The organism is Phocaeicola sp. ICN-14070 (genome assembly GCF_037892625.1).
In the GTDB taxonomy this organism is placed as follows: domain Bacteria; phylum Bacteroidota; class Bacteroidia; order Bacteroidales; family Bacteroidaceae; genus Phocaeicola; species Phocaeicola plebeius.
In genome coordinates this window covers 23,791-48,809 of sequence record NZ_JBBKBF010000026.1, presented here as the reverse complement: position 1 = coordinate 48,809, position 25,019 = coordinate 23,791, and the positions used below count along the sequence as shown (strand labels likewise).

The 25,019-nt window shown below is 45.4% G+C and carries 24 protein-coding genes; 18 read left to right on the top strand and 6 right to left on the bottom strand.

What is annotated here, in order from left to right; all coding sequences use genetic code 11:
- The 11 genes from WKT20_RS09025 to WKT20_RS08975 form a co-directional block, all read left to right on the top strand.
- Nucleotides 1-1,187, top strand: a 1,187-nt coding sequence (locus WKT20_RS09025) for a TonB-dependent receptor domain-containing protein (RefSeq protein ID WP_340417249.1), incomplete at its 5' end; no start/stop codon positions are given.
- 10 nt (nt 1,188-1,197) lie between these two features.
- Nucleotides 1,198-2,829 (top strand): RagB/SusD family nutrient uptake outer membrane protein, encoded by a 1,632-nt coding sequence (locus WKT20_RS09020; RefSeq protein ID WP_340417248.1) that lies wholly within the window; start codon nt 1,198-1,200, stop codon nt 2,827-2,829.
- A 173-nt stretch (nt 2,830-3,002) separates the two neighbouring features.
- Nucleotides 3,003-4,355: a Na(+)-translocating NADH-quinone reductase subunit A gene (locus tag WKT20_RS09015; RefSeq protein ID WP_117701649.1), complete on the top strand. Its 1,353-nt coding sequence runs from the start codon at nt 3,003-3,005 to the stop codon at nt 4,353-4,355.
- Between the two features lie 25 nt (nt 4,356-4,380).
- The gene (locus WKT20_RS09010) at nt 4,381-5,556 is read left to right on the top strand and encodes an NADH:ubiquinone reductase (Na(+)-transporting) subunit B (protein ID WP_007558151.1); all 1,176 of its coding nucleotides are present in this window, start codon (nt 4,381-4,383) and stop codon (nt 5,554-5,556) included.
- A 14-nt stretch (nt 5,557-5,570) separates the two neighbouring features.
- Nucleotides 5,571-6,251 (top strand): Na(+)-translocating NADH-quinone reductase subunit C, encoded by a 681-nt coding sequence (locus tag WKT20_RS09005; RefSeq protein WP_007558153.1) that lies wholly within the window; start codon nt 5,571-5,573, stop codon nt 6,249-6,251.
- Between the two features lie 14 nt (nt 6,252-6,265).
- Nucleotides 6,266-6,904, top strand: a complete 639-nt coding sequence (locus tag WKT20_RS09000; protein ID WP_007558155.1) for an NADH:ubiquinone reductase (Na(+)-transporting) subunit D — start codon at nt 6,266-6,268, stop codon at nt 6,902-6,904.
- Nucleotides 6,905-6,940: 36 nt separating this feature from the next.
- Nucleotides 6,941-7,564, top strand: a complete 624-nt coding sequence (nqrE, locus tag WKT20_RS08995) for an NADH:ubiquinone reductase (Na(+)-transporting) subunit E (RefSeq protein WP_007558157.1) — start codon at nt 6,941-6,943, stop codon at nt 7,562-7,564.
- 18 nt (nt 7,565-7,582) lie between these two features.
- On the top strand, nt 7,583-8,851 hold the full coding sequence (gene nqrF, locus WKT20_RS08990) for an NADH:ubiquinone reductase (Na(+)-transporting) subunit F (protein WP_007558158.1): 1,269 nt from the start codon (nt 7,583-7,585) through the stop codon (nt 8,849-8,851).
- Nucleotides 8,852-9,176: 325 nt separating this feature from the next.
- Nucleotides 9,177-9,542 carry a hypothetical protein gene (locus tag WKT20_RS08985; RefSeq protein ID WP_007558159.1) on the top strand — a complete coding sequence of 122 codons (366 nt, stop codon included), beginning with the start codon at nt 9,177-9,179 and terminating at the stop codon, nt 9,540-9,542.
- Between the two features lie 372 nt (nt 9,543-9,914).
- Nucleotides 9,915-10,160, top strand: coding sequence for a hypothetical protein (locus WKT20_RS08980; RefSeq protein WP_340417247.1), 246 nt, complete (start codon nt 9,915-9,917; stop codon nt 10,158-10,160).
- Entirely contained in the window at nt 10,160-10,426 is a 267-nt protein-coding gene (locus WKT20_RS08975; protein WP_340417246.1) for a hypothetical protein, read from the top strand. Before WKT20_RS08980 ends, WKT20_RS08975 begins: the two co-directional genes overlap by 1 nt.
- Here the strand turns inward: WKT20_RS08975 and uvrB are convergent.
- Nucleotides 10,392-12,434 carry an excinuclease ABC subunit UvrB gene (gene uvrB / locus WKT20_RS08970; protein ID WP_118163612.1) on the bottom strand — a complete coding sequence of 681 codons (2,043 nt, stop codon included), beginning with the start codon at nt 12,432-12,434 and terminating at the stop codon, nt 10,392-10,394. The two genes, WKT20_RS08975 and uvrB, sit on opposite strands and share 35 nt — an antisense overlap.
- Nucleotides 12,435-12,587: 153 nt before the next feature.
- Between uvrB and WKT20_RS08965 the strand changes: the two genes are divergently transcribed.
- The 3 genes from WKT20_RS08965 (at nt 12,588) to WKT20_RS08955 (ending at nt 14,369) form a co-directional block, all read left to right on the top strand.
- Nucleotides 12,588-13,424: an outer membrane protein assembly factor BamD gene (locus tag WKT20_RS08965; RefSeq protein WP_117701651.1), complete on the top strand. Its 837-nt coding sequence runs from the start codon at nt 12,588-12,590 to the stop codon at nt 13,422-13,424.
- 28 nt (nt 13,425-13,452) lie between these two features.
- Nucleotides 13,453-13,788 (top strand): DNA-directed RNA polymerase subunit omega, encoded by a 336-nt coding sequence (locus WKT20_RS08960; protein WP_117701652.1) that lies wholly within the window; start codon nt 13,453-13,455, stop codon nt 13,786-13,788.
- A 125-nt stretch (nt 13,789-13,913) separates the two neighbouring features.
- Entirely contained in the window at nt 13,914-14,369 is a 456-nt protein-coding gene (locus WKT20_RS08955; RefSeq protein WP_118337731.1) for a DUF4293 domain-containing protein, read from the top strand.
- An 84-nt stretch (nt 14,370-14,453) separates the two neighbouring features.
- Here WKT20_RS08955 and WKT20_RS08950 read toward each other — a convergent pair whose 3' ends face one another.
- On the bottom strand, nt 14,454-15,260 hold the full coding sequence (locus tag WKT20_RS08950) for an MBL fold metallo-hydrolase (protein ID WP_118163617.1): 807 nt from the start codon (nt 15,258-15,260) through the stop codon (nt 14,454-14,456).
- A gap of 239 nt (nt 15,261-15,499) precedes the next feature.
- Entirely contained in the window at nt 15,500-16,906 is a 1,407-nt protein-coding gene (gene uxaC, locus WKT20_RS08945) for a glucuronate isomerase (RefSeq protein WP_117701656.1), read from the bottom strand.
- A gap of 312 nt (nt 16,907-17,218) precedes the next feature.
- On the opposite strand from uxaC, the gene WKT20_RS08940 reads away from it, so the two are divergent.
- On the top strand, nt 17,219-18,658 hold the full coding sequence (locus WKT20_RS08940) for a tagaturonate reductase (protein ID WP_340417245.1): 1,440 nt from the start codon (nt 17,219-17,221) through the stop codon (nt 18,656-18,658).
- 135 nt (nt 18,659-18,793) lie between these two features.
- The gene (locus WKT20_RS08935; RefSeq protein ID WP_118243666.1) at nt 18,794-19,582 is read left to right on the top strand and encodes an exodeoxyribonuclease X C-terminal domain-containing protein; all 789 of its coding nucleotides are present in this window, start codon (nt 18,794-18,796) and stop codon (nt 19,580-19,582) included.
- On the opposite strand, the gene WKT20_RS08930 is transcribed toward WKT20_RS08935, so the two are convergent.
- From WKT20_RS08930 to WKT20_RS08920, 3 genes are all read right to left on the bottom strand, one after another.
- The gene (locus WKT20_RS08930; protein ID WP_117701659.1) at nt 19,564-19,956 is read right to left on the bottom strand and encodes a 2-amino-4-hydroxy-6-hydroxymethyldihydropteridine diphosphokinase; all 393 of its coding nucleotides are present in this window, start codon (nt 19,954-19,956) and stop codon (nt 19,564-19,566) included. The two genes, WKT20_RS08935 and WKT20_RS08930, sit on opposite strands and share 19 nt — an antisense overlap.
- Nucleotides 19,949-20,776 (bottom strand): prolipoprotein diacylglyceryl transferase, encoded by an 828-nt coding sequence (gene lgt / locus WKT20_RS08925; RefSeq protein WP_118243668.1) that lies wholly within the window; start codon nt 20,774-20,776, stop codon nt 19,949-19,951. The genes WKT20_RS08930 and lgt overlap by 8 nt, the downstream gene beginning before the upstream one ends.
- Nucleotides 20,777-20,902: 126 nt before the next feature.
- Entirely contained in the window at nt 20,903-21,844 is a 942-nt protein-coding gene (locus WKT20_RS08920; protein ID WP_340417244.1) for a DMT family transporter, read from the bottom strand.
- Between the two features lie 144 nt (nt 21,845-21,988).
- Between WKT20_RS08920 and WKT20_RS08915 the strand changes: the two genes are divergently transcribed.
- Nucleotides 21,989-22,348 carry a helix-turn-helix domain-containing protein gene (locus tag WKT20_RS08915; RefSeq protein WP_223805055.1) on the top strand — a complete coding sequence of 120 codons (360 nt, stop codon included), beginning with the start codon at nt 21,989-21,991 and terminating at the stop codon, nt 22,346-22,348.
- A gap of 391 nt (nt 22,349-22,739) precedes the next feature.
- Nucleotides 22,740-24,965, top strand: coding sequence for a TlpA family protein disulfide reductase (locus WKT20_RS08910; protein ID WP_340417243.1), 2,226 nt, complete (start codon nt 22,740-22,742; stop codon nt 24,963-24,965).
- Nucleotides 24,966-25,019: the final 54 nt, after the last annotated feature.

The window sequence follows — 25,019 nt, the reverse complement described above, 5'->3', positions numbered from 1 at the left end:
GTGAGAAGTTTATGAGACGTTTTCACCTGATTGATAACCTGAAGCTGCGATTGGGATACGGATTGGCAGGAAATCAGGGAGGGATTGATTCGTATACTACCATGGCGCTGGTGCGTCCTAACGGGGTAACTCCGGTGGGAAACTCGCCTTTGGTGACGTATGAGAGCTTGAAAAATGTCAATCCGGATTTGAAATGGGAAGTCAAGTCGACCTTCAATGCAGGGGTGGACATGGGATTCTACGGAAACCGCTTGTTGCTGTCGGTGAATTATTATCTCTCCAAAACAAGGGATATGCTGTATATGTATGATGTCAGTGTTCCTCCGTTTGCTTATAACAAACTCTTGGCTAATCTGGGCTCCATGCGGAACAGTGGAACGGAACTTTCCATTGGTATCACTCCCTTACGGACCAAGGATATGGAGCTGAATATCAACGCAAACGTAACTTTCCAACGGAATAAATTGCTGTCGCTGAGCGGTATGTATGAAGGAGAATATATCAGTGCGGCGCAATATACGGCTTTGGCCGGACTGAACGGTGCGGGACTGCATGGCGGATACAATAATATCGTGTATCAGATCGTAGGACAGCCGTTGGGTGTTTTCTATCTGCCGCATTGTGAAGGGCTGGTTTCGGACGGGAATGGAGGATATACCTATCAGATTGCTGATTTGAATGGAGGAGGTGTGAATCTGGAAGATGGGGAAGACCGTTACGTGGCCGGACAGGCTACTCCTAAGACTTTGTTAGGTTCCAACATCAGTTTCCGCTACAAACGTTTTGATGTATCGTTGCAGATAAACGGAGCATTCGGGCATAAGATTTACAATGGTACGGCACTGAGTTACATGAATATGAACAGCTTGCCGGACTACAATGTGTTGGCAGAGGCTCCGGCACGGAATATACATGACCTGACGGCAACGGATTACTGGCTGGAAAGCGGCAATTATGTGAACTTTGATTACCTGACTGTGGGTTGGAATGTGCCTATCAAAAAACAGCGTTTCTTGCACGGGGCACGCCTGGCACTGACCATTAATAACCTGGGTACAATCTCCGGTTATTCAGGGCTGACTCCGCTGATTAATTCTACCTTGGTGGACAATACTTTCGGAGTGGATGACAAGCGTACATACCCTCTTTCAAGAACTTATATGATTAGTTTAGGTCTTAACTTTTAATCTGCTTATTATGAAAAGAATATACTCAATACTATTTGCGTCGTTTTCTCTTCTTTCATGGGCTTCTTGCAGCAGTTATCTGGAAGAAAATCCGAAGGACCGTCTGGATGAAGAAACGGCATATTCTACCTTGTCGGACGTGCAGAAAAATGGGGTGCTTTCACTGTATAATTACGTGGGCGGATATGTCGATAGTCAGGGTCTTCAAGGGACAGGTCGAGGTATCTATGATTTGAATACATTTACTACCGATGAGACTATCATGCCCACACGTGGAGGGGACTGGTATGACGGCGGGTTCTGGCAGGGATTATATCTGCATCGCTGGGGAGTGAACAATGAGGCGATTTATGCCACTTGGGAATACCTGTATCGTACGGTGATTTTGTGTAATGGTTCTTTGGAAAGAATACAGGATTTTGCTGAAAAACATCCCGAAGAAAATGTAGCAGATTGTGTGGCTGAAGTCCGGGCATTGAGAGCCATGTTTTATTATTATATCATGGATTTGTTCGGGAGTGTTCCACTGATTGAAAAGAGTGATCCGGCAGTTGAAGATATTGTTCAGGAAAAGCGCTCTAAAGTGTTTAATTTCATTGTAAAAGAGCTTACAGAATCTTCCTCTCTTTTGAGTGAAGAACGGAGCAATCAGCCGGGCGTGTATTACGGGCGAATGACACAGCCTGTGGTGTGGTTTTTGCTCGCTAAGTTAGCCTTGAATGCGGAAGTTTATACCGATGATGACTGGACAGACGGAAGCCGTCCGGATGGGAAATCCATCTTTTTCGAAGTGGAGGGACAACGTCTGAATGCCTGGCAAACGGTGAACTATTATTGTGAGAAGATTACAGCAGCAGGATATACCCTGGAAAAGGATTATACAGCCAACTTTGCCGTGTTCAATGAGTCCTCAGAGGAGAATATATTTGTCATCCCCATGAGCAAGACCTTATACACCAACCAGTTTATCTGTCTGTTCCGTTCGCGGCATTACAACCATGCCAAGGCGTATGGGCTGAGTGGAGAAAATGGCTCATCAGCGACAAAAGAGGTACTGGAAACCTTCGGTTACGATACGCCACAGGTGGATGCCCGTTTTGATTACTGTTATTTTGCCGGTCCGGTAAAAGATTTGGAGGGAAATCAGATCTTGCTGGATGACGGGGTTACTCCATTGGTATATGAGCCTTGGAACGTAGCCTTGGATGTGTCAGGAAAGCCGTACGAGAAAACAGCCGGAGCCCGAATGAAAAAATACGAAGTCGATAAGACGGGGCTTAAGGATGGAAAATTGCTAGACAATGACATCGTGTTGTTCCGCTATGCCGACGTGTTGCTCATGCAAAGTGAGGCCAAGGTGCGGAATGGGGAAAATGGCGATGCAGAACTGAATTTAGTGAGAAGTAGGGTAGGTATGGCTCCTAGAACTGCTACATTGGAAAATTTGCTGGATGAGCGAATGATGGAACTGGCCTGGGAGGGCTGGAGACGGCAGGATATGATTCGTTTCGGGGTTTTTACCCGTTCATACAGTTGTCGTCCGCAGCTTCCTGGGGAGGAAAACGGCTATACTACCGTCTTCCCGATTCCGGAAAAAGTGATTGACATGAATCCTCAGCTGCACCAGCACAAAGGATATTAAGTTAGATTTTGCTCTCTCTATATGGCAGAATAGCCTCTTTTGTCATCGTTATTTAATATTTGCCTTTCGATATAAAGAAATATTTCTCTAATTCGATGGGCAAATATTCTTTTTTCACCTCTTTTTTATTTAATTTTGCACGCAAAATACAAAACCATTTTTTATAACCTAATATGGCAAATTTAATTAAGTTGCGTAAAGGCTTGGACATAAACCTGAAAGGTAAGGCGGCTGCGGAAGTGGTGGCTGTGAAAGAGCCGGGATTCTATACTCTGTGTCCCGATGATTTTACAGGCGTGACTCCGAAAGTGGTCGTTAAGGAACAGGAATATGTGATGGCCGGAGGACCCTTGTTTGTAGACAAGAATCATCCAGAAGTGAAATTTGTTTCGCCGGTAAGCGGCGTAGTGACAAGCGTGGAACGTGGGGCAAGACGTAAGGTGATGAGCATCACCGTACAGGCTGCTACGGAACAGGACTTTGAAGAATTCGGTAAGAAGAGCGTAGCTGCACTTGATGGTGCTGCTGTAAAAGAAATGCTGCTGAATGCCGGTTTGTTCGCGTTTATCCGTCAGCGTCCGTATGACGTAGTGGCTGATCCGACTGTAGCACCTCGTGCTATCTTCGTTTCTGCATTCGACACAAACCCGCTGGCTCCAGAATTCGAACTGGCGCTCTCTGGCGAAGAAGCAAACTTCCAGACTGGATTGGATGCGTTGGCTAAGATAGCCAAGACATACCTGAGTATCAGTGTAAATCAGAAATCACCGGCTTTGACGCAGGCGAAGAACGTGGAAGTAACTGTATTTGACGGACCGCATCCTGCTGGTAACGTTGGTGTACAGATTAACCACATCGCTCCTGTAAACAAGGGTGAAACAGTTTGGACTATCGATCCGCAGGCTGTTGTCTTCATTGGCCGTCTGTTCAATACGGGTCATGTAGACTTTACCCGCACGGTAGCAGTGACAGGTTCTGAAGTACTTAAACCTGCATACGTGAAATTGAAAGTAGGTGCACAGCTGACAGGTGTATTCGAAAACAACGTAACAAAAGACAAGGCTTTGCGCTACATCAGCGGTAACGTGCTGACCGGTAAGCAGATTTCTGCCAACGGTTATCTTGGAGCTTTCCACAGCCAGTTGACCGTAATTCCGGAAGGAAGCGACGTTCACGAAATGCTGGGTTGGATCATGCCGCGTTTCAATGATTTCAGTACCAGCCGTTCTTATTTCAGCTGGATGATGGGTAAGAAGAAAGAATATGTGTTGGATGCACGTGTGAAGGGTGGTGAACGCCACATGATCATGTCGAATGAATACGACCATGTTCTTCCGATGGACATTCTGCCGGAATACCTGATTAAGGCAATCATCGCGGGCGATATTGACCGTATGGAAGCACTGGGTATTTACGAGGTAGCTCCAGAAGACTTTGCCTTGTGTGAATTTGTCTGCTCTTCAAAGATGGAATTGCAGCGTATTGTTCGTGACGGACTCGACATGCTCCGCCGTGAAATGTGTTAATGCTAACTAAAACGATTATTAATAAATGAACGCGTTAAGAAATTATCTCGATAAGATAAAGCCTAACTTTGAAGAGGGAGGCAAATTTCATGCTTTTCGTTCTGTGTTCGACGGGTTTGAAACATTCCTGTTTGTTCCGAACACTACTTCGAAGACAGGTACGCACATCCACGATGCGATAGACAGCAAACGTATCATGTCGTTCGTGGTGATTGCGCTGATACCGGCCTTGCTGTTCGGTATGTATAATGTGGGTTACCAGCATTTCCATGCTGCAAATGTAGAAGGCAGTTTCATTGAAATGTTCGGTTATGGTTTCCTGGCTGTACTGCCGAAAATCATTGTATCATATGTAGTGGGTCTGGGTATCGAATTTGTGGTAGCTCAGTGGAAGAAGGAAGAAATTCAGGAAGGTTTCCTGGTTTCAGGTATGCTGATTCCAATGATTGTGCCGGTTGACTGTCCGTTGTGGATGCTGGCTGTAGCTACTGCTTTCTCTGTAATTTTTGCAAAGGAAGTATTCGGTGGTACAGGTATGAACATCTTTAACCCTGCATTGATTACTCGTGCATTCTTGTTCTTTGCTTATCCGACCAAAATGTCTGGTGATACTGTATGGGTATCTAGCGACAGCATCTTTGGCTTGGGAAGCAATGTAGACGGTCTGACTGCTGCTACAGCACTGGGACAGGCTTCTACTGCAACTGATGCGATGGCATATCCTGCTTTCTCTTGGGATATGGTAACTGGTCTGATTCCGGGTTCTATCGGTGAAACCAGCGTAATCGCTATTGCTATCGGTGCGGTTATCCTGTTGTGGTCAGGTGTGGCAAGCTGGAAGACAATGTTGTCAGTATTTGTAGGTGGTGCGGTAATGGGATGGATTTTCAATACCATCGGTCCGGACACTGCAATGGCTAAGATGCCTTGGTACGAACACTTGTGCTTGGGTGGTTTCTGCTTCGGTGCCGTGTTTATGGCTACAGACCCTGTAACTTCTTCACGTACTGAAAACGGCAAATTTGTATATGGTTTCCTGATTGGTGCCATGGCAATCATTATCCGTGTATTGAACCCGGGTTATCCTGAAGGTATGATGTTGGCTATCCTGCTGATGAACATCTTCGCTCCGCTGATTGACTATGTAGTAGTTCAGAATAACATTTCTCGCCGTGCAAAACGTGCTATGTCTAACAAATAAAAACCGAAAATACAATGAATACTAATAGTAACTCTTATACTATCATTTATGCTTCGGTAATGGTTGTTATCGTAGCATTCTTGCTGGCTTTCGTGAACTCTTCTTTGCGTGACTTGCAGGGAAAGAACGTAGAGCTGGATACAAAGAAGCAGATTCTTTCTTCACTGGGCATCAAAGGTGTGCAAGATGCAGAAGCTGAATTTGCTAAAGTAGTGAAATCGGATATGGTGGTAGCTGAAGACGGCACACTGACTCCGTATGAAGGCGCTTTCGTGACTTCTTACGAAAAAGATTTCAAGGAAAACGGTCGTGCTCACATCTTCGTATGTGAAATCGAAGGACAGACTAAATATGTAATTCCGGTATATGGTGCTGGTCTTTGGGGGGCTATCTGGGGATATGTTGCCTTGAACGAAGACAAGAATACAGTATACGGAACTTACTTCTCTCATGCGTCTGAAACTCCGGGTTTGGGAGCCGAAATCGCATCAGAACATTTCCAGAGTGAATTTAAGGACAAGCATGTAATGGACGGTGAAGCCGTTGCACTGGGAGTTGTAAAGAACGGAAAAGTTGAAAATCCGGAATTCCAGGTAGACGGTATCTCTGGTGGTACAATCACTTCAGTTGGTGTAGATGCCATGTTGAAAGGCTGTATGACACATTACGCTAAATTTTTAACATCTAAAGAATAAGGAGGAGAACGAAAATGGGAAGTTTATTTTCAGCTAAAAACAGAGAAGTATTTTCTACTCCTATAGGCATGAACAACCCGGTAACCGTACAGGTGTTGGGTATCTGTTCTGCATTGGCTGTAACCTCCAAGCTGGAGCCGGCCATCGTGATGGGTCTTTCTGTAACCATTATTACTGCTTTTTCTAACGTAGTGATTTCTTTGTTGCGTAAGACAGTGCCTAACCGTATTCGTATCATCGTACAGCTGGTAGTTGTAGCAGCTTTGGTAACTATCGTAAGTGAGTTGCTGAAAGCTTTTGCTTACGACGTGAGCGTACAGTTGTCTGTATACGTAGGTTTGATCATTACCAACTGTATCCTGATGGGACGTCTGGAAGCATTTGCTATGTCAAACGGTCCGTGGGAATCATGCCTTGACGGTATTGGTAACGGTCTGGGTTATGCCAAGATTCTGGTAATCGTTGCATTCTTCCGTGAATTGCTGGGTTCAGGAACACTGTTGGGCTTCAACATCCTGAACTATGAGGCTGTAAAGAATGCCGGTTATGTAAACAACGGTTTGATGTTGATGCCGCCGATGGCTTTGATCATCGTAGCTTGCCTGATTTGGTATCAGCGTGCAAAACACAAAGAGTTGCAAGAAAAAGAATAATTATTAACCAACAACGGAAATTAAAAATCCAGAATTATGGAACATTTTTTTAGTTTATTGGTCCGCTCAATCTTTGTGGACAATATGATATTTGCGTTCTTCCTGGGTATGTGTTCATACCTGGCGGTATCGAAGAACGTGAAGACTGCCCTCGGTCTGGGTATCGCCGTAACTTTCGTGCTGGTGGTTACCTTACCGGTGAACTACCTTCTGCAGACGAAGGTGCTGGCTGCCGACGGCATTCTGGGAATTGACCTGAGCTTCCTGAGCTTCATTCTTTTCATTGCCGTAATTGCGGCTATCGTTCAGCTGGTAGAAATGATTGTAGAACGCTTCAGTCCTTCACTGTATGCGTCACTGGGTATCTTCCTGCCGTTGATTGCTGTAAACTGTGCCATCATGGGTGCTTCTCTGTTCATGCAGCAGCGTATCACTCTGAGCCCGTCTGATGCTAAATACATCGGCGACATCTGGGATTCTATCTCTTACGCACTGGGTTCAGGTATCGGCTGGTTGCTGGCTATCGTAGGTTTGGCTGCTATCCGTGAAAAAATGGCTTACTCTGACGTGCCTGCTCCGCTGAAAGGCTTGGGCATCACATTCATCACTGTAGGTCTGATGGCAATGGCATTTATGTGTTTCTCTGGTTTGAACATCTAATAGGAAAGGAATAAGACAATGGATATGAATTTTATTTTAGCAAGCATTGGAGTATTCCTCGTGACTATTCTGGTGCTGGTAGTCATCCTGCTGGTAGCAAAGAATTTCCTCGTTGCTTCCGGTAATGTGAAACTGACTATCAACGGCGATAAGGATATGGAAGTAGAGTCTGGCTCTACATTGCTGAATACATTGGCCGTAAACGGAGTGTTCTTGCCTTCTGCTTGTGGTGGTAAGGGTTCTTGCGGACAGTGTAAATGTCAGGTAGTAGAAGGTGGTGGTGAAATCCTGCCTTCTGAAGTGAGCCACTTCAGCCGTAAACAGCAGAAAGACCACTGGCGTCTGGGCTGTCAGGTGAAAGTGAAGGGAGATATGGCTATCAAGGTTCCTGAATCTGTAATGGGTGTAAAGGAATACGAATGTACAGTTATCTCCAACAAGAACGTGGCTACCTTTATCAAAGAGTTCAAGGTGCAGTTGCCTAAGGGTGCGCACATGGACTTTATTCCGGGTTCATACGCACAGATTAAGATTCCTAAATTCGAAATGGATTACAACAAGGATATCGACAAAGATCTTATCGGTGCTGAATACTTGCCTGCATGGGAAAAATTCGGTTTGTTCGGCTTGAAATGTAAGAACGAAGAAGAAACTATCCGTGCTTACTCTATGGCTAACTACCCTGCAGAAGGTGACGTATTCATGTTGACTGTACGTATTGCAACTCCTCCGTTCAAGCCAGACCGCAGCGGATTCATGGATGTAAATCCGGGTATCGCTTCTTCTTATATCTTTACCCTGAAACCGGGTGACAAGGTATTGATGAGTGGTCCTTACGGAGACTTCCACCCGATTTTCGATTCTAAGAAGGAAATGATTTGGGTAGGTGGTGGTGCCGGTATGGCTCCGCTTCGTGCACAGATTATGCACATGACTCGTACATTGCATACTACTGACCGTGAGTTGCATTACTTCTACGGTGCGCGTGCATTGAACGAAGTGTTCTATCTGGACGACTTCTTGAAACTGGAAAAAGACTTCCCGAACTTCCACTTCCATCTGGCTTTGGACCGTCCGGACCCTGCAGCCGATGCAGCTGGCGTGAAGTATACAGCAGGATTCGTTCATCAGGTAATGTTGAATACTTACTTGAAAGACCACGAAGCTCCGGAAGACATCGAATACTACATGTGTGGTCCTGGTCCGATGTCGAAGGCAGTTGTCGCTATGCTGGATAGCCTCGGCGTAGAAGAGTCTTCTATCATGTATGATAACTTCGGTGGATAATCCGCAGAATTTATGACATAATGAAGCAAAGGGCTTTCAGGAAATTTCCTGAAAGCCTTTTTTTGTGTAGATATGGTTCAAAGGGTAATTAATTAGGTGTGAAATGAAGCTTTATATTACAAAATAGTTAAGAAATTGTTCATTTTGCTATGCCTTTCTTGATGTACGTCAATAAATGATAGGGGTAAGCGATTTTCTTTGTGGTTTGTTTTTATGTTATCCAACATATTCTTATCTTTGTATCGGTAAAAGGAAAAAAGCTCGAGCTAAGCTAGATTTTAAATTATTTAGGTAACAAAGTTTTTAGGTAAAAGATTTTAAAGGTATGAAAAGATTAGGATTAACATTAGCAGCCGCATTGGTATTTTCAGTTTCTATGTTTGCAGAAGGTGTACAGGACAACAATGCACAGAAATGGAATGGTTCAATCAACAAGTCAAAGCTGACTAAATATTTGAATCTTTCATCTAACCAGCACGAAAAGGTTGCTGACATCTGCGACTACTTTGAACAGGAAATGACTCGTGCAAATTCTTCAAAGACAGAAAACAAAGAAAAAGTTCGTAAAGCTGTTTACGGTAACTTGAAATTGATGAAGCAGACGCTGGACGACAAGCAGTATTCTAGCTATGTTCGTCTGATGGCCATGACACTGCGCAACAAAGGCATCGACTTGAACGAAGCAAAATAATAAAGAGAGATTGATAAATAGGAGAGCCCCGAAGACTTGTATTGAGTCTTTCGGGGCTCTTTGTTTGTTGGCAATTGGGATAGACTTGTGTAAATTGCTGTATATTAGATGCTTATTTAGTCTCCTATGACGGCGTAAAAAAGGCAAGTACGTTTTAATCAAAACGCTTAGATATTTGCCCTGAAATGTACTTGTGTTTTGTTTTAAATGCACTTGTGTTTGAAATGAAATATACTTACGTTTTATGGCAAATACAAGTACGTTTGAAAGCCAATTGGTTTGCTATCTTTTTTTCATAAAACTCTGCAGATTTTGCTTGCTGTATTATCGGGTTTTATGTACTTTCGAATGAATAATTTACATAAAGAAGATATGAATTTCAAGAAAATAGTAGCCGTAGACGAGACATTGCTGAATGAAGCGGCGCTCGAACAATTGAAAACAATAGGGGAAGAAGTGGTTGTATATCATGATTTTCCCACTGAAGAAGAGGGAGTTATCCGCCGTATTGGCAATGCCGACTGCCTGCTGGTATCTTTCCGTACGCCTATCCGTCGGCGTGTGCTGGATGCTTGCCGCGCAACAATTACCTGCTGGGTGAGCCAGAGTTTGCATTGATGGGCGACCGTAAGATACTGGTAAATACATCTGTAGGACCTACTTTTGAAGTAGATGCCCTGAAGAAATGGCTGGGAACATGCAAACACAGCTATTACTTGTGTGATGCGACCGGAATGGGCGTGGCTCGTGATGCTCTGAAGGATATTCCGAATGTGCTGTATACACCTTATATATCCGGAAAACCCATTCAAAGCGTAGAGCGTTTGTCGCAGAAAGCCCTGGCCAATATCAGGACTTTTCTTTCAGAAGCTCCTCAAGTTTAAGCAACTCGTCGCGGTATTGTGCCGCTTCGATAAAGTCCAGCTTCTTGGCGGCTTCCTGCATCAGCTTGCGGGTCTGTTCGATGCTCTTCTGCAACTGGCCCTTTGACATATATTGTACCACAGGGTCTGCGGCTGCATGAAGCTGGGCTTCGGTCTCGGTATAAGCCCGTGGCTCTTTGGACTTGCTGCTGTTTTCCTGAGACGACTGTTTTTCGATGTCGAGCAGGGCATTGGCGCGTGAACGGGTAATCTGTTTCGGCGTGATGCCGTGTGCTTCGTTGTAAGCCAGCTGCTTCTCCCGTCGGCGGTTGGTCTCGTCGATGGTCTGTCGCATACTGTCCGTAATGCGGTCGGCATACATGATGACCTTTCCGTTCACGTTGCGGGCAGCACGTCCGGCCGTCTGGGTGAGCGAGCGGTGCGAACGCAGGAAACCTTCCTTGTCTGCATCCAGAATCGCTACGAGCGACACCTCTGGCAAGTCCAGTCCCTCACGCAGCAGGTTGACACCCACCAGCACGTCGTAGATGCCCTCTCGCAGTTCGTCCATGATTTTGATACGTTCCAGTGTCTCCACGTCACTATGGATATAAGCGCAGCGGATACCGTTGTTGAGCAGGTATTCCGTCAGTTCTTCTGCCATGCGTTTGGTCAGGGTGGTGACAAGCACGCGCTCTTCCTTTTCGATGCGTTGCTGAATCTCTTCCATCAGGTCGTCTATCTGGTTCAGGCTGGGACGCACCTCAATTACCGGGTCCAGCAGTCCCGTAGGACGAATCACCTGTTCCACTACGATACCTTCACTCTGTTGCAGTTCGTATTCTGCCGGAGTGGCACTCACGTAAATTACCTGCTTGGCCATCTGCTGGAACTCTTCGAATGTAAGCGGACGGTTGTCCATGGCGGCCGGCAGACGGAATCCGTATTCCACCAGGTTTGTCTTGCGGGCACGGTCGCCGCCGTACATGGCCCTGATTTGCGGCACGCTGACATGGCTTTCGTCGATGACAATCAGAAAATCTTCGGGAAAGAAATCAAGCAGGCAGTAGGGACGGGTGCCCGGTTCGCGTCCGTCGAAGTAACGTGAATAGTTTTCAATCCCCGAACAATGTCCCAGTTCGCGCAGCATTTCCATATCGTAGGTCACACGCTCGTACAGACGCTTTGCTTCGTAGGGCTTACCGATTTCTTCAAAGTAGGCTACCTGCTTGGTCAGATCGTCTTCAATCTGATGAATGGCGCGGAGCGTACTTTCCTTGGTGGTCATGAACAGGTTGGCCGGATAAATCTTGTATTCTTCGAACGTACTGATACGGTGTCCTGAAACCGGGTCTATCTCTTCAATACCGTCAATCTCGTCGTCCCAGAACATTACCCGCAGTACACTGTCGGTATAAGCCAGGAAAATGTCCACCGTATCACCTTTTACACGGAAGTTGCCACGGTTCAGCTCGATGTCGTTCCGTACGTACAGACTGTCCACCAGCCGGCGGAGGAACACGTTGCGGTCCAGTAACTTTCCTTTTTTGATTTCAATCACGTTGTTATAGAAATCTGCCGGATTTCCCATACCGTAGATACACGATACGGACGACACTACAATGACGTCCTTCCGTCCGGAAAGGAGGGAAGAGGTCGCAGCCAGACGAAGCTTGTCGATTTCCTCGTTGATGGCCAGGTCTTTTTCAATATAAGTATCGGTCGACGGAATGTATGCTTCCGGCTGATAATAGTCGTAGTAAGACACGTAATATTCCACTGCGTTGTGAGGGAAAAAGTTCTTGAACTCCCCGTAAAGCTGGGCAGCCAGTGTCTTGTTGTGACTCAGAATCAGTGTCGGTTTGTTGATGTTCTTGATGACATTGGCAATGGTAAAAGTCTTTCCAGAGCCGGTTACTCCCAGCAGCGTCTGTGCAGGCACATGCTGCCGGATACCTTCAGTCAGTTGGGTGATGGCCTCCGGCTGGTCGCCGGTAGGCTGATAGTCGGATATCAGTTCAAAATTCATTGCATCTGAATATTGGTGAATGAAAACGGTTGTAAAATTACATATATATTTTATACCATACTTTGCACATCCTGAAAAATTACATTAAAAAATGGCCTGGAGTTGCATTATTCGCTGGAAAAGAGTAATTTTGCGCAACTATATCAATTATATATGAAAAAATACATCGCAATGGTCCTCCTTTCTGCTGGAGTTTTATCTTCATGCGGAGAGTACAATAAAGTGCTGAAAAGCACTGACTATGAATACAAATACGAAGCGGCGAAAAGCTATTTTGCCAAAGGACAGAATTCACGTGCGGCAACCATTCTGGAGGAGCTGATTCCTATCCTGAAGGGTACAGCCAACGGAGAAGAGGCTTTGTATATGCTGGGAATGACTTATTACAACCAGGGTGATTTTGTGACTGCTTCACATTATTTCAATACCTATTATACGACTTATCCGCGCGGTACTTATACGGAACTGGCGCGTTTTCATAGCGGAAAGGCTTTGTATCTTGATACTCCGGAACCACGTCTGGACCAGAGTAGCACATACAAGGCTATTCAGGAATTGCAGATGTTTATGGAATATTTCCCGACAAGTCAGCGAAAGGATATTGCCCAGAACATGATTTTTGAATTGCAGGACAAGCTGGTAGAAAAGGAATACCTTTCTTCCAAACTTTATTATGACCTGGGGTCTTATTCCGGAAATGCTTCTTATAGCAGTACGGGTAATAACTATCTGGCTGCCATTGTCACTGCACAGAATGTGTTGAAAGAATATCCTTACACCAAATTGCGTGAGGAACTTTCTATTCTGATTCTCCGTGCCAAGTATCACATGGCAAAAGAAAGTGTGCTCGACAAGAGAGAAGACCGTATGCGTGAAACGGTGGATGAATATTATGCTTTCAAGAATGAATTCCCGGAAAGCAAATACATGAAAGAAGTGGAAGTCATTTACGCCGATGTGAGCAAGTACATTTCTACAGACGAAGAATAATATAAACGTTTATAATTATAAATAAGTTATGGATTACAAAAAAACAAACGCTCCTACAAATACGGTAACACGTAATTTGATGGAACTCTGTGAGGACACAGGCAATATTTATGAAACAGTATCTATCATCGGCAAGCGTGCCAACCAGATTGCTGCCGAAATGAAGAATGACCTTTCCAAGAAACTACAGGAGTTTGCTTCTTATAACGATAACCTTGAAGAGGTGTTTGAAAACAGAGAACAGATTGAAATCTCTCGTTATTATGAAAAACTCCCGAAACCGACGTTGATTGCGGCTCAGGAGTACATAGAAGGAAAGGTTTATTACAGAAACCCGGCAAAGGAAAAGGAAAAATTGCAGTAATCCTCCTATAGGTAAAGATTTTAGTGAATGCGCATGCGCATTTGGGCTTGTCATTCTGAGTGTAGACGGCAAGAACCGTCTCTCTCAGAATGACATTTGTTTTGGAAACCTTAATACGATTGATTATGATACAGAGAATACAGACCGTTTATTTGCTCGTAGTAGCTATCTTGATGGTTGTAATGATGTCTGTCCCCGTGGGCAGTTTCTATACCGATAAAAATATTTGTGAGATGACAAACCTTTCATACCAGCTTCCGGACGGAGCGGTGAACTACACACCGTGGGCTTTGTTTGCGATTCTGGTAGTAGTGGCTGTAATGGCCTTGGTGACTATTTTCCTTTACCGGAAACGTATGTTACAGATTCGTCTGACCATCTTCAATACGATTGTACTGATTGGTTACTATCTGGTACTGGCTTATTTTGTCATAAATCCGGACAAGGCATTCGATGATTACAGCTTCATGCCTTCATGGACAGTTTGTCTTCCATTGGTCAGCATCATCTTGAACTGGCTGGCTATCCGTGCTATCGGCAAGGATGAAATGCTGGTAAAGGCGTACGAAAGATTGCGCTGATTCGCAATTGGCAATATAAAAAGCCATCGGGGCGTTTCTTCATTTCAGAGGAAACGCCCCGATGGCTTTTGTTGTTTTCTTTTTTTATTCCAGAATATACATTTCAGAAGGAGTAGTTCGTCTCAATGGAGTTACTTCCACGTCTTTTCCTACAATGATGTTTTCCTGCCGGAATGCCAGTTCCACTGTCTTGAAAGCCAGCTCCGGATGGTTGTTGTCCTTGCTTAGGTGGCACAGCCATAAGTGTTTCAAATGCTGGGGAAAATGATGGCTCAGGTAGTCAGCCATTTCATGGTTGCTCATGTGTCCGTTCGGGCCGGCAATACGTTCTTTCAGATGCTGTGGATAAGGTCCCATCTGGAGCATGCTGTCGTCGTAGTTGGCTTCCAGTATCAGGTAATCAGCTTGCTGTATGAAGCGTGCGGCTGTGGAAGTGATATGCCCGATGTCCGTCAGGAAGGAGAATGTCTTATCGCCTGTGGTGATACAATAGCCCACGTTGTCGGTTCCGTCGTGAGGCACTTCGAAGCAGGTAATAGTGAAATCGCCTACATTGAATGTTTCTTCTTTTTGGATAAAACGGGTACGTTCAGGTTTTAACCGCTCTGTCATGCAGTAGCTGTGTTTCATACCTTCATGTATTTCAGGAGTGGTATACACCGGAATCCCATGCTTCTCGCCCAAATGTCCTACAGCCTTGATGTGGTCGGCATGGTCATGAGTGACCAGTACAGCCTGTATCTCTTCAAGGTTGAGCATACGTTCCTTAAATACTTTCTTGATGGTGCGGATACCGATACCGGCATCAACCAATATAGCGGTGCTGTCAGTAGCCAGGTAGTAACAGTTTCCGCTGCTGCCGCTGGCTAGACTCATAAATTTTACAGTCATCTTCTCTCTCTTTTTTTGCTAAAGGAACGCAAAGATAGTGAAAGGTGAGAGGAGAGACAAACGAAAAACAAAGTTTTTCAGGTTTGGCTATCCCGAACCGTATCCTGTCTTATGAAAAGATAGTGAAAGGTGAGAGGAGAGACAAACGAAAAAGTAAGGTAAAAATAAAACAAGGCCATTCCGAAAAGGAACAGCCTTGCAAACGGTTTGTATCTGTTTTTTAGATATGTCGTAAGTGCTTAGAACTGGAAGAAATTCTTGGCGTTGTTGTAGCAGATGTCTTCCACCATCTGTTGTACGCGCGCCATTTCGCATTCAGGAATTTCTCCGTTTTCTACATCTCTTCCCAGCAGGTTACAGAGTGTACGGCGGAAGTATTCATGACGCGGATAAGAAAGGAAGGAACGTGAGTCGGTAAGCATACCTACAAAACGGCTCAGCAATCCCAGCAGAGAAAGTGCGTTCATCTGTTTTTCCATACCGTCCTTCTGGTCGAGGAACCACCAGCCTGAACCGAACTGGATTTTTCCCGGAACAGAACCGTCCTGGAAGTTACCCAGCATGGTAGCGATTACTTCGTTGGCGCAAGGATTCAGGTTGTAGAGAATGGTTTTTGTAAGTTTTCCTTCTGAGTTCAGGCGATCCAGATATTTGGCCATAGATTTGGCTGTGGTGAATTCACCAATAGAGTCAAAACCGGTGTCAGGTCCCAGCAGCTTGAACATTTTGGTATTGTTGTTGCGGATGGCACCATAGTGGAATTGTTGTGTCCAGCCTGTTTCCCAGTCCATTTCGCCGAATACTACCAGCATAGCTGATTTGAACTTCAGGATTTCTTCGTGTGTCAATTCTGTACCGCCATATACTTTGTTGAAGATGGTGCGGATTTCTGCGTCGGTATAATCTTCTGCATAAAACTCTTCGATACCATGGTCGGATAATTTACAGCCTTGTTCAGCAAAGAAAGCATGACGTTTGCGCAGCGCTTCAATCATGTCGTCAAAGTTGGAGATGCTGACACCGCTTACTTCTGCCAGTTTTTCTACGTAGGCACGGAAGTCAGCCGGTACTTCTACGGCCATTGCCTTGTCCGGACGCCAGGTAGGCAGCATCTTGATTTCAAAACCGCTTTCACGGGTAGCGATGTGATATTCCAGTGAATCTACCGGATCGTCCGTCGTGCAGACGGTTTCCACATGGTAGTGGCGCATCAGGTTACGGGCTGAATATTCCGGAGTAGCCAGTTTGGCATTACATTCGTCGAATATTTCGCGGGCGGTAGACGGATTCAGAATCTTGTCGATGCCAAAAGCGGTTTTCAGTTCCAAGTGTGTCCAGTGATACAATGGGTTACGGAATGTATAAGGAACAGTTTCAGCCCATTTTTCGAATTTTTCCCAGTCGGTAGTATCTTTTCCGGTGCAGTAACGTTCTTCTACTCCGTTGCTTCGCATGGCACGCCATTTATAATGGTCACCTCCCAGCCAGATTTCAGTAATGGATTTGAATTGATAATCGTCGGCTACCATTTTCGGAATCAGGTGACAGTGATAGTCGATAATCGGCATTTTAGCCGCATGGTTGTGATATAGCTCCTGTGCCGTTTCTGTTTGCAACAGGAAGTTTTCATCCATAAATTTCTTCATGATAAAATGTATTTTTAAGTTTCGTTGTTGTTCGCAAATTATATGTTTTTGAATAAGTAACTTACAATTTATTTATGTTGGGCAACATAAAATGTCGAATACCTATCCGTTATCGAACACGAAAGTAGAAATTTTATTTGGAATAACAAAATATTTATTACCTTTGCAACACTCATTTGTGAAAATTAAATTCATGAATAGATAGGCAAGTGCATGAAAAACAATGGGTTAAATTTGATTCTTCTGATTTTTGAAGGGTTAAATGAGACCAAAAGGCCGAAATGACAACAATTTTGTTATTAAAGATATAATATGAAAGCATTAAACAAAGAGACCGCAAAGAAAACGGTCCGTCCGGAAAGAATTATTCAGTTTGGCGAAGGTAATTTCCTTCGTGCGTTTGTAGACTGGATTATCTACAACATGAACGAAAAGGCTGATTTCAACAGCAGTGTAGTGGTGGTTCAACCCATCGAAAAAGGAATGATTGACATGCTGAATGCGCAGGATTGTCTGTATCACGTCAATCTGCAGGGTTTGGATAAAGGGGAAACGGTGAACAGTCTGACCATGATTGATGTAATCAGTCGTGCGCTGAATCCTTACAGCCAGTTCGAAGAGTTCATGAAGCTGGCCGAACAGCCGGAAATGCGTTTCGTGATTTCCAATACAACCGAAGCAGGCATTGCTTTTGACCCTTCCTGCAAACTGGGTGATGCGCCGGCCTCTTCTTATCCGGGAAAACTGACACAGCTTTTGTATCATCGCTATAAAACCTTCCAGGGAGATATGTCAAAGGGATTGATTATTTTCCCGTGTGAGCTGATTTTCCTGAACGGACATAAGTTGAAAGAAACCATCTATCAGTATATTGAACTCTGGAATCTGGGAGATGATTTCAAACAGTGGTTTGAGAAGGCTTGTGGCGTATATGCTACGCTGGTAGACCGTATTGTGCCGGGATTCCCGCGCAAGGATATTGCGGCTATCAAGGAAAAGTTGCAATACGATGACAACATGGTGGTACAGGCTGAAATTTTCCATTTGTGGGTAATTGAAGCACCGCAGGAGGTGGCTGTCGAGTTCCCTGCCGACAAAGCCGGACTGAATGTGCTCTTTGTGCCGTCGGAAGCACCGTATCACGAACGGAAAGTGACTTTGCTGAACGGACCGCACACCGTACTTTCTCCGGTAGCTTACCTGTCGGGTATCAACATCGTGCGCGATGCCTGCCAGCATCCGGTAGTGGGCAAGTTTATCCATAAGGTGATGTTCGAGGAACTGATGGAAACCCTGAACTTGCCGAAAGCAGAACTGGAGAAATTTGCACATGACGTGCTGGAACGCTTCAACAATCCGTTTGTAGACCACCAGGTGACTTCCATCATGCTGAATTCCTTCCCGAAATACCAGACACGTGACCTGCCGGGTTTGAAAACTTACCTGGAACGCAAGGGCAAGTTGCCTGAAGGACTGGTATTGGGACTGGCTGCTATCATTACTTATTACAAAGGCGGTGTGCGTGCCGATGGCGCAGAAATTGTGCCTAATGATGCACAGGAAATCATGGACTTGCTGAAACAATTGTGGGCTACGGGCGACACAGCTAAGGTAACCGAAGGCGTATTGGGCGCAACCTTTATCTGGGGCGAGGATTTGAACCTGATTCCGGGATTGGCAGAAGCCGTGAAGAAGAATCTGGACAGCATTCAGGAAAAAGGTATGCTGGAAACCGTGAAGGCTATATTATAACGTTTAATTGTTAGAATTCCATATTTATAAGCGGGAGGAGAAGCCTGTTTCAGGTCTTTTCCTCCCATTTTGTATGTATAAACTTGCATTTTTAATACTTTTTGTTTATCTTGCTTTTCAAAGCAGGAGGCAGGTATGGAAATCACCGCACAAGTACAAAAAGAATTGGAGTTGTTTAATCGTGGACGTACGCGCAACAAGGGTGTCTATCTTATCAGTATGGCCACAGAGTATCGTCCGTATTATGCCTTGTGGCGTGAGTTTCCTTCTCCCCATTCTTATCTGTTTGTCCGTACATTAGGAGTGACGCTGGATGCGGCTTCTGCTCGTGCTTTTTCCATGCTGCAGAACTGCAACGTACGGTTGGAGACCGCCGATAACGCACAGTTTGAATCTTATTACGGGGCATTGGACGATTTGATGCCTTTCGGAAAATACAAAGGAAAGCATCTGGCTGAAATCTATTATGTGGATCCTTCTTACATGCTCTGGCTGGCCAATAAGTTTGAACCTACCAACCCTCGGTACGAACGGGTGGTGGAGCTGGCCAAACGTTTTGCCGTAGTACATTTTGAACTGACCGTACGCAAGCCGCGCATTGCTTCGGTGAGCCATTTTGTGGGAGCGGTGGGAGAGACGTTGAAGGACTTGCAGGTCACGGTGCTGAACGTACGGCTTCAGGTAGATACGTACAAACCTGATTTTTTTGTCGACCAGAATGTCTTGGTGGCCGACCGTGACGGTAATCGTTTTACCTTCTTGGTTAAAGCCCGTGCCCGTAGTCTGACACCGAATGCCTTGAGTTGCCGCAGTCGTCAGATACAGCCGCAGGAGTTCCTGCATCTGCTTTCGGCCAAAGTCATGTCACAATATGAGTCGCATGGAGTGCGCTATACCCGTCTGGGTTATGTGAAACTGGCGTGACGAAAAGCCAGACGCACATATTCTTTCTGCCAGTCCTCCGGTTTGAGTACTTGCTGGTCGTAGGAAAGCAAGTCGATGTCAAGCGGGATGCGTCCTTCCTTCTTGCTTTCCGGAGTTCGTCCGTTTGTCTGTTCAATTTGCTTCAGGATGCTTCGCACCTCCGTCATGGGTAGTGAGGTACGGAAGCGTGCGGCACGGTTCAGAAACGGTTGCGGGTTTTCCATTTTCTCCGGTACGGTTTCTACAATTCCTCCCCATTCAATATCCGGAAAGAGACGTTGCAGGGCCTCTTCCGCATTCTTCAGGTGCAGAAGGGCATCCAGGTTGGAACCCATGCAGAGCAGGCAGGTATGTGAGGTCACTGTATCACACATGGGTGGAATGATTTTTACGGAATACGAAATACAATCCTACTACGATAAAAGGAATACTCAGAATCTGTCCCATGTCTATCGGGAGCGCATTCTCAAAGTCTACCTGTCTTTCTTTCAAGAACTCCACGAAGAAGCGGAAGGTGAAAATCAGGGTGATACACAAACCGAAATAGAAGCCTTTCCGTACGTTTTCTTTCTTCTTCCGGAAGATGACTGTCATTATCAGGAAGAACAGGAAGTAGGCCAGTGCTTCGTAGAGCTGTGCCGGGTGACGGGGCTGCATGTCCACCCGTTCGAAGATAAATGCCCAGGGCACGTCCGACGGCATACCGATGATTTCCGAGTTCATCAAGTTGGCCAGTCGGATAAATCCGGCAGCTACGGGAGCAGCCACTCCCATCATATCCAGAATATCGAGAAAATGAATCTTCGTTTTCCGGCAGAAAAGTACCAGTGCCAGAATCAGTCCCAGCGTACCTCCGTGGCTGGCCAGGCCGGCATATCCGGTAAACACCCATCCGCCCTGTGGCAGGAAGTGTACCGGTAATATGATTTCCAGCGGGTGACTCAGGAAGTATTGCGGGTCATAGAACAGGCAGTGTCCCAAGCGTGCCCCGGCAAAGATACCGATAAAACTATAGGTAAACAGCGTCTGGAAAGTATCCAGCGGAAGTCCCTTTTGCTTGTACAAATGGTAGACTACCTGACTGCCGGTTAGAATGGCAATCATCCACAGCACGCTGTACCATCGGAGAGTAAAACCGCCGAGGTGGAACAATGCCGGGTCTGGGTTCCAGTGTATGTAAAGAAATTCCATCATCTTTCCTTCGTTTTAAGTCAGCGGCAAAGGTAGTGAAAGGTGAGAGGAGAGCCAAGCGAAAAACATAGTTTTTCAGCCGGGCTTTCCCGAACCGCATCCAAACTTCTTTAAAAGTAGTGAAAGGTTTTATTCTCGTTCCGTTTGTTTGTAAGCCTTCATTTCTTTCCGGCTACGGCTGGAAGTCACCAGATATACTCCACCGAAAATAAGTACCACGGCAATGATTTTGGTCGTGTTGAAGGAATCCATTCCCCAGCATACGGCTACGATACAAGCCACAAGCGGCTGGATATAATTGTACATACCGGCTACCGTGGGGCGGAGGTTCTTTTGTCCCACTACAATCAGCATGTAACTGACGAAGGTAGCACCTACCACGATAAAGGTCAGACTGCCAATTTCCACCGCCTTCAGTCCGCTCCAGTCTGCGTTCATCAAATCGCTGGCAGAGAAGGGAATCGTGCAGATGAAAGAGTAAGTAAACATCCACTTCATGATGGTGATGAGCGAATATTTGTTGACAAAATCCTTGAAGCGTACAATGTAGAACGCATAACAGAACTGTGCGAACAAGACTAGCAAATCGCCCCATATTGCCGTATGGCTGGCAGACGAAGCGGCCGGCTGGTTCTGGCTGCTTCCAAGGATGAGTAACAAGGCACCGCCCGCCCCACAGGCAATGCCCAGCACTTTCTTGCCGGTAATCGGTTCTTTCAGGATGAAAGCCGCCAGCAACATGGCTCGCAGCGGCATGCTCGTGGTGATGATGGAAGCATCGGCCGGTGAACTCAGGCTCACGCCGAAGATGAAGCATCCCTGATTGAACACGATGGCAAAGAGAGAGGCAAAGAACAGCGTAATCAGGTCTTTATGGTTGACGTGCTCCGGCTTCTGAAAGAAAGAAGCTATCCAGAACAACACCATGGCTCCTCCAATGCGGAGGTCCGTAACCACCAGCGAAGTGACAGCCCCACTAGCCATAAGTAATTTAGAAAGAGGAGACATCAGTCCCCACATTGTGTTTGCTCCCAGCATGGAAGCATGTCCTTTCCAGCAAAATTTTTCCATATATTCTTCGAATGATAATTTTCAAAAAGCGTTGCAAAATTAGAAAGGTCTGAAGGAGAAAAATTGTACTTTTGTGCTATATTCATGAAGAATACGACTATGTAGAAGGAAAATCTGTATCAGCAGGTAGAGATTCTTTTTCATTTGCCCGACACTGGGATTGCGCCGGAAGAAGATAAGGCACAGCATCTGCTGCTTTATATAGAACAGCATATTGACCAGCCGGAACAATTGTGCTTGAGCGTGCTGGCTGCGAAATTCCGTTTGTCACCTACCTACATAGGACGTTTTTTCAAACGTAATTTTGGGGAAGATTTCAGGCTCTATGTATCCAAGAGCCGTTTGAAGCGGGTAGAGGAACTGTTGACAGGCAGCCGTATGAGCGTCAAGGAGATAGCCAGCCGGATGGGGTACATAGACTCCTGCTATTTGAACAAGCTTTTCCGGCAGCATCATGGGGTAACTCCTATGCAGTATCGGAAGATGTATGCGTCTGAAAAATGAATCATTTATCAACCTTTGTATTACTCCCAGAGTGTCGTAAATATCGCTTGTCTCAACTAAAAGGGCATAATACTTTCAAGCGTCAGAAGATTGACTGGAAAACCTTTTGGAAACTTCTATGTTTTTCGTGGCGGAACTCTATGTTTTCTATCTGAGAACCCTACATCTCTGAAATGGAAAACATAGGTTTTACGTTCGGGAGACGTAGAAAACTCTTATTCTTTTCTCGTTCCTGATTACCAGACTTTCTTTTCTTTGACAGAAAAGTTATTTTAAAACTATACTCTTTAGTTGTTTTTAACTATAAAAATTAGTTTTCAAACTAAATGTTTTAGTTATTTGCAGTAGCTAATTGAAACGGACCGCAACATCTGTTAATATAATATACTATATGAAAACATTGTTATTTTGTTTCTTGTTCTTCTTGTCGGGATTGCTGACAGCACAAACAATTGATAGTCCTGCATTCAAGGCCCGTAATGGGAGTATCCGTAATATTACCCGTATTGAACGTACATCCAAGTGTACTAAGGTTTATATTCATGCCATCTTTCGTCCGCACTGGTGGATTATGGAAGACGGTGACAGTTATCTGGAAGACGCTGCCACGGGCAAGCGTTACTCACAGATAGGTGCTGAGGGTATTGAACTGAAGAAGAGAATTTTCATGCCTGATTCAGGGTCAACTGATTTTGTTCTGTTGTTCGAACCACTTCCTGAAGAAGTGCAGACCATTCACCTCATTGCTCCTGATAGTAACGAAAGCAACACCTATGACATTTCGTTAGTTCCGGCCAAGAAGAAAGACCAGTCTCTCCTGAAAGCGGTAGAAGGAAATTGGTTTGCCGACAATACACAAGGCCACTGGGTGTATGGTATTCATGATTCTATCGTTATTCTGGATAACCGTTTGTACGACTTGACTGAATGTCGAAAGAAAGGAAAGCGGTTGATGCTGAATGCGCTGGACCGTAGCGATGGCTCCGCTGTCACGTTGCAGTTGACGCCTCGTAAAGATGGCTCCTGCCTTATCGCTCTCGACCATGGGGAGGCGCAGCGTTATGTCCGTACTCGTCCGGAAATACCCGCTGTGGAAGCCGATAATGGCTATGGTACGGATTTCTTTCGTAATGACAGCGTTTGTTTGCAAGGTTATCTGGACGGTTATGACACGCGACTGGGTTTTGATAGTGGCATCCTCTACTTGGCTAATGAAATCATTGGTAAAGATTATCCCACGGTAGTTCCCATTAACTCCGACGGTAGTTTTCAGTGCAAGTTTGTTCTGTCGCATCCAGTCTGTCAGGGTCTGATAATAAACAATGCCCGGATTCCTTTCTACGCCGAACCGGGAGATACAATCACTCTTTATATTGATTGGGAGGACCTTATGGCCCGCAGTCGGGCGCGTGACCATAACTACCCGCTTGTTCACACTGCCTACATGGGGAAGAATGCGGGTTTGTCATACCTTGACATGATGCTGAGCGGGCACTTCAATTATTCCTATGACAAACTGGCTCAGGCGCAGAAAACACTGACGCCGGCCCAATTTCAAGAGCACCTGACGCCTGTTGTCACTCAATGGCAGGAGCAGGCCGACTCGCTCAGTTGTCTCTATGCTCCCTCACAGAAAGCAGTTTCGTTGATACATAACCAGGTGAATTTACAGGCGGGATATACGTATCTGGAGTTCCAGTTAGCCCGCAATTACTATGCACAGAAAGATACCACCAATCAGGTTCTGAAAGTGCAGCCTGATGTCTCCTATTATAAGTTCCTGAAGGAAATGCCCTTGAATGAGCAGTCTGCACTGGCTAATGCCAATGTGGGCTCTTTCATCAATCGGTTTGAATTCATGGACCCGCTCGCACCTGCTTACAACATTCAGATAAAATTACAGAGCGATGAAGATTTCAAGGCGTTGTCTGAAGATGAAAAGAAGTTACACTTGCAACTCAAAATGAGTGAGGTAAAAGATAGTATCGTCAACAGTCTGTGTGGTGCCTCTTCGTCTTTGTTTTGGCAGATAGCCCGTGTGCATAACTTGCGCTATGTCTTGTCTGAAGTGCTGAAGCGGCCCCAGGATGCTGAAATATTTGTCAGTCAACTGGAAAAGACCGTAAGTCATCCTTATCTGCGAGCTACGGTCCGTGAGATGCAGAAAACGTTATATCCTGTAACGAAGCAAACTTCGTATCGGCTGCCTGAAGGAAAAGCTACCGACATTTTCCGCCGTATCATTGCACCCTATGCGGGCAAGGTGCTGTTCGTGGATTTCTGGGCTACTACTTGTGCTCCTTGTCGGCAGGGTATACAAGCCACGGCAAAGTTGCGCGAGCAATATCGCAATCATCCCGGATTTCAGTTTGTTTACATCACGAGCGAAGCAGAATCTCCTGAGAAAGCTTATGCGGAATATGTAGAAAAGCATTTGAAAGGTGAAGCTTGTTTCCGTCTCACGGATACGGAATACAAGTATATGCGAGAGCTCTTCCAGTTTAACGGTATCCCTCATTATGTGGTGGTAGAGAAAGACGGGAGTATTTCAACGGAGCAGGTTGGAACCCATAACCTGGCAGACTTTCTGAAAAAGCGTTTTGGGGGCTCACATTAAAAATGGAACACATTGATGGAATTAAACTGACAAATAGATAGTGGCGTATATTAT

Excerpts from the sequence above, each read along its gene's own strand:
- WKT20_RS09020 (WP_340417248.1), top strand. The coding sequence starts at position 1,198 with ATGAAAAGAATATACTCAATACTATTTGCGTCGTTTTCTCTTCTTTCA.
- WKT20_RS09015 (WP_117701649.1), top strand. The coding sequence starts at position 3,003 with ATGGCAAATTTAATTAAGTTGCGTAAAGGCTTGGACATAAACCTGAAA.
- WKT20_RS09010 (WP_007558151.1), top strand. The coding sequence starts at position 4,381 with ATGAACGCGTTAAGAAATTATCTCGATAAGATAAAGCCTAACTTTGAA.
- WKT20_RS09005 (WP_007558153.1), top strand. The coding sequence starts at position 5,571 with ATGAATACTAATAGTAACTCTTATACTATCATTTATGCTTCGGTAATG.
- WKT20_RS09000 (WP_007558155.1), top strand. The coding sequence starts at position 6,266 with ATGGGAAGTTTATTTTCAGCTAAAAACAGAGAAGTATTTTCTACTCCT.
- nqrE (WP_007558157.1), top strand. The coding sequence starts at position 6,941 with ATGGAACATTTTTTTAGTTTATTGGTCCGCTCAATCTTTGTGGACAAT.
- nqrF (WP_007558158.1), top strand. The coding sequence starts at position 7,583 with ATGGATATGAATTTTATTTTAGCAAGCATTGGAGTATTCCTCGTGACT.
- WKT20_RS08985 (WP_007558159.1), top strand. The coding sequence starts at position 9,177 with ATGAAAAGATTAGGATTAACATTAGCAGCCGCATTGGTATTTTCAGTT.
- WKT20_RS08980 (WP_340417247.1), top strand. The coding sequence starts at position 9,915 with ATGAATTTCAAGAAAATAGTAGCCGTAGACGAGACATTGCTGAATGAA.
- WKT20_RS08975 (WP_340417246.1), top strand. The coding sequence starts at position 10,160 with ATGGGCGACCGTAAGATACTGGTAAATACATCTGTAGGACCTACTTTT.
- uvrB (WP_118163612.1), bottom strand. The coding sequence starts at position 12,434 with ATGAATTTTGAACTGATATCCGACTATCAGCCTACCGGCGACCAGCCG.
- WKT20_RS08965 (WP_117701651.1), top strand. The coding sequence starts at position 12,588 with ATGAAAAAATACATCGCAATGGTCCTCCTTTCTGCTGGAGTTTTATCT.
- WKT20_RS08960 (WP_117701652.1), top strand. The coding sequence starts at position 13,453 with ATGGATTACAAAAAAACAAACGCTCCTACAAATACGGTAACACGTAAT.
- WKT20_RS08955 (WP_118337731.1), top strand. The coding sequence starts at position 13,914 with ATGATACAGAGAATACAGACCGTTTATTTGCTCGTAGTAGCTATCTTG.
- WKT20_RS08950 (WP_118163617.1), bottom strand. The coding sequence starts at position 15,260 with ATGACTGTAAAATTTATGAGTCTAGCCAGCGGCAGCAGCGGAAACTGT.
- uxaC (WP_117701656.1), bottom strand. The coding sequence starts at position 16,906 with ATGAAGAAATTTATGGATGAAAACTTCCTGTTGCAAACAGAAACGGCA.
- WKT20_RS08940 (WP_340417245.1), top strand. The coding sequence starts at position 17,219 with ATGAAAGCATTAAACAAAGAGACCGCAAAGAAAACGGTCCGTCCGGAA.
- WKT20_RS08935 (WP_118243666.1), top strand. The coding sequence starts at position 18,794 with ATGGAAATCACCGCACAAGTACAAAAAGAATTGGAGTTGTTTAATCGT.
- WKT20_RS08930 (WP_117701659.1), bottom strand. The coding sequence starts at position 19,956 with ATGTGTGATACAGTGACCTCACATACCTGCCTGCTCTGCATGGGTTCC.
- lgt (WP_118243668.1), bottom strand. The coding sequence starts at position 20,776 with ATGATGGAATTTCTTTACATACACTGGAACCCAGACCCGGCATTGTTC.
- WKT20_RS08920 (WP_340417244.1), bottom strand. The coding sequence starts at position 21,844 with ATGGAAAAATTTTGCTGGAAAGGACATGCTTCCATGCTGGGAGCAAAC.
- WKT20_RS08910 (WP_340417243.1), top strand. The coding sequence starts at position 22,740 with ATGAAAACATTGTTATTTTGTTTCTTGTTCTTCTTGTCGGGATTGCTG.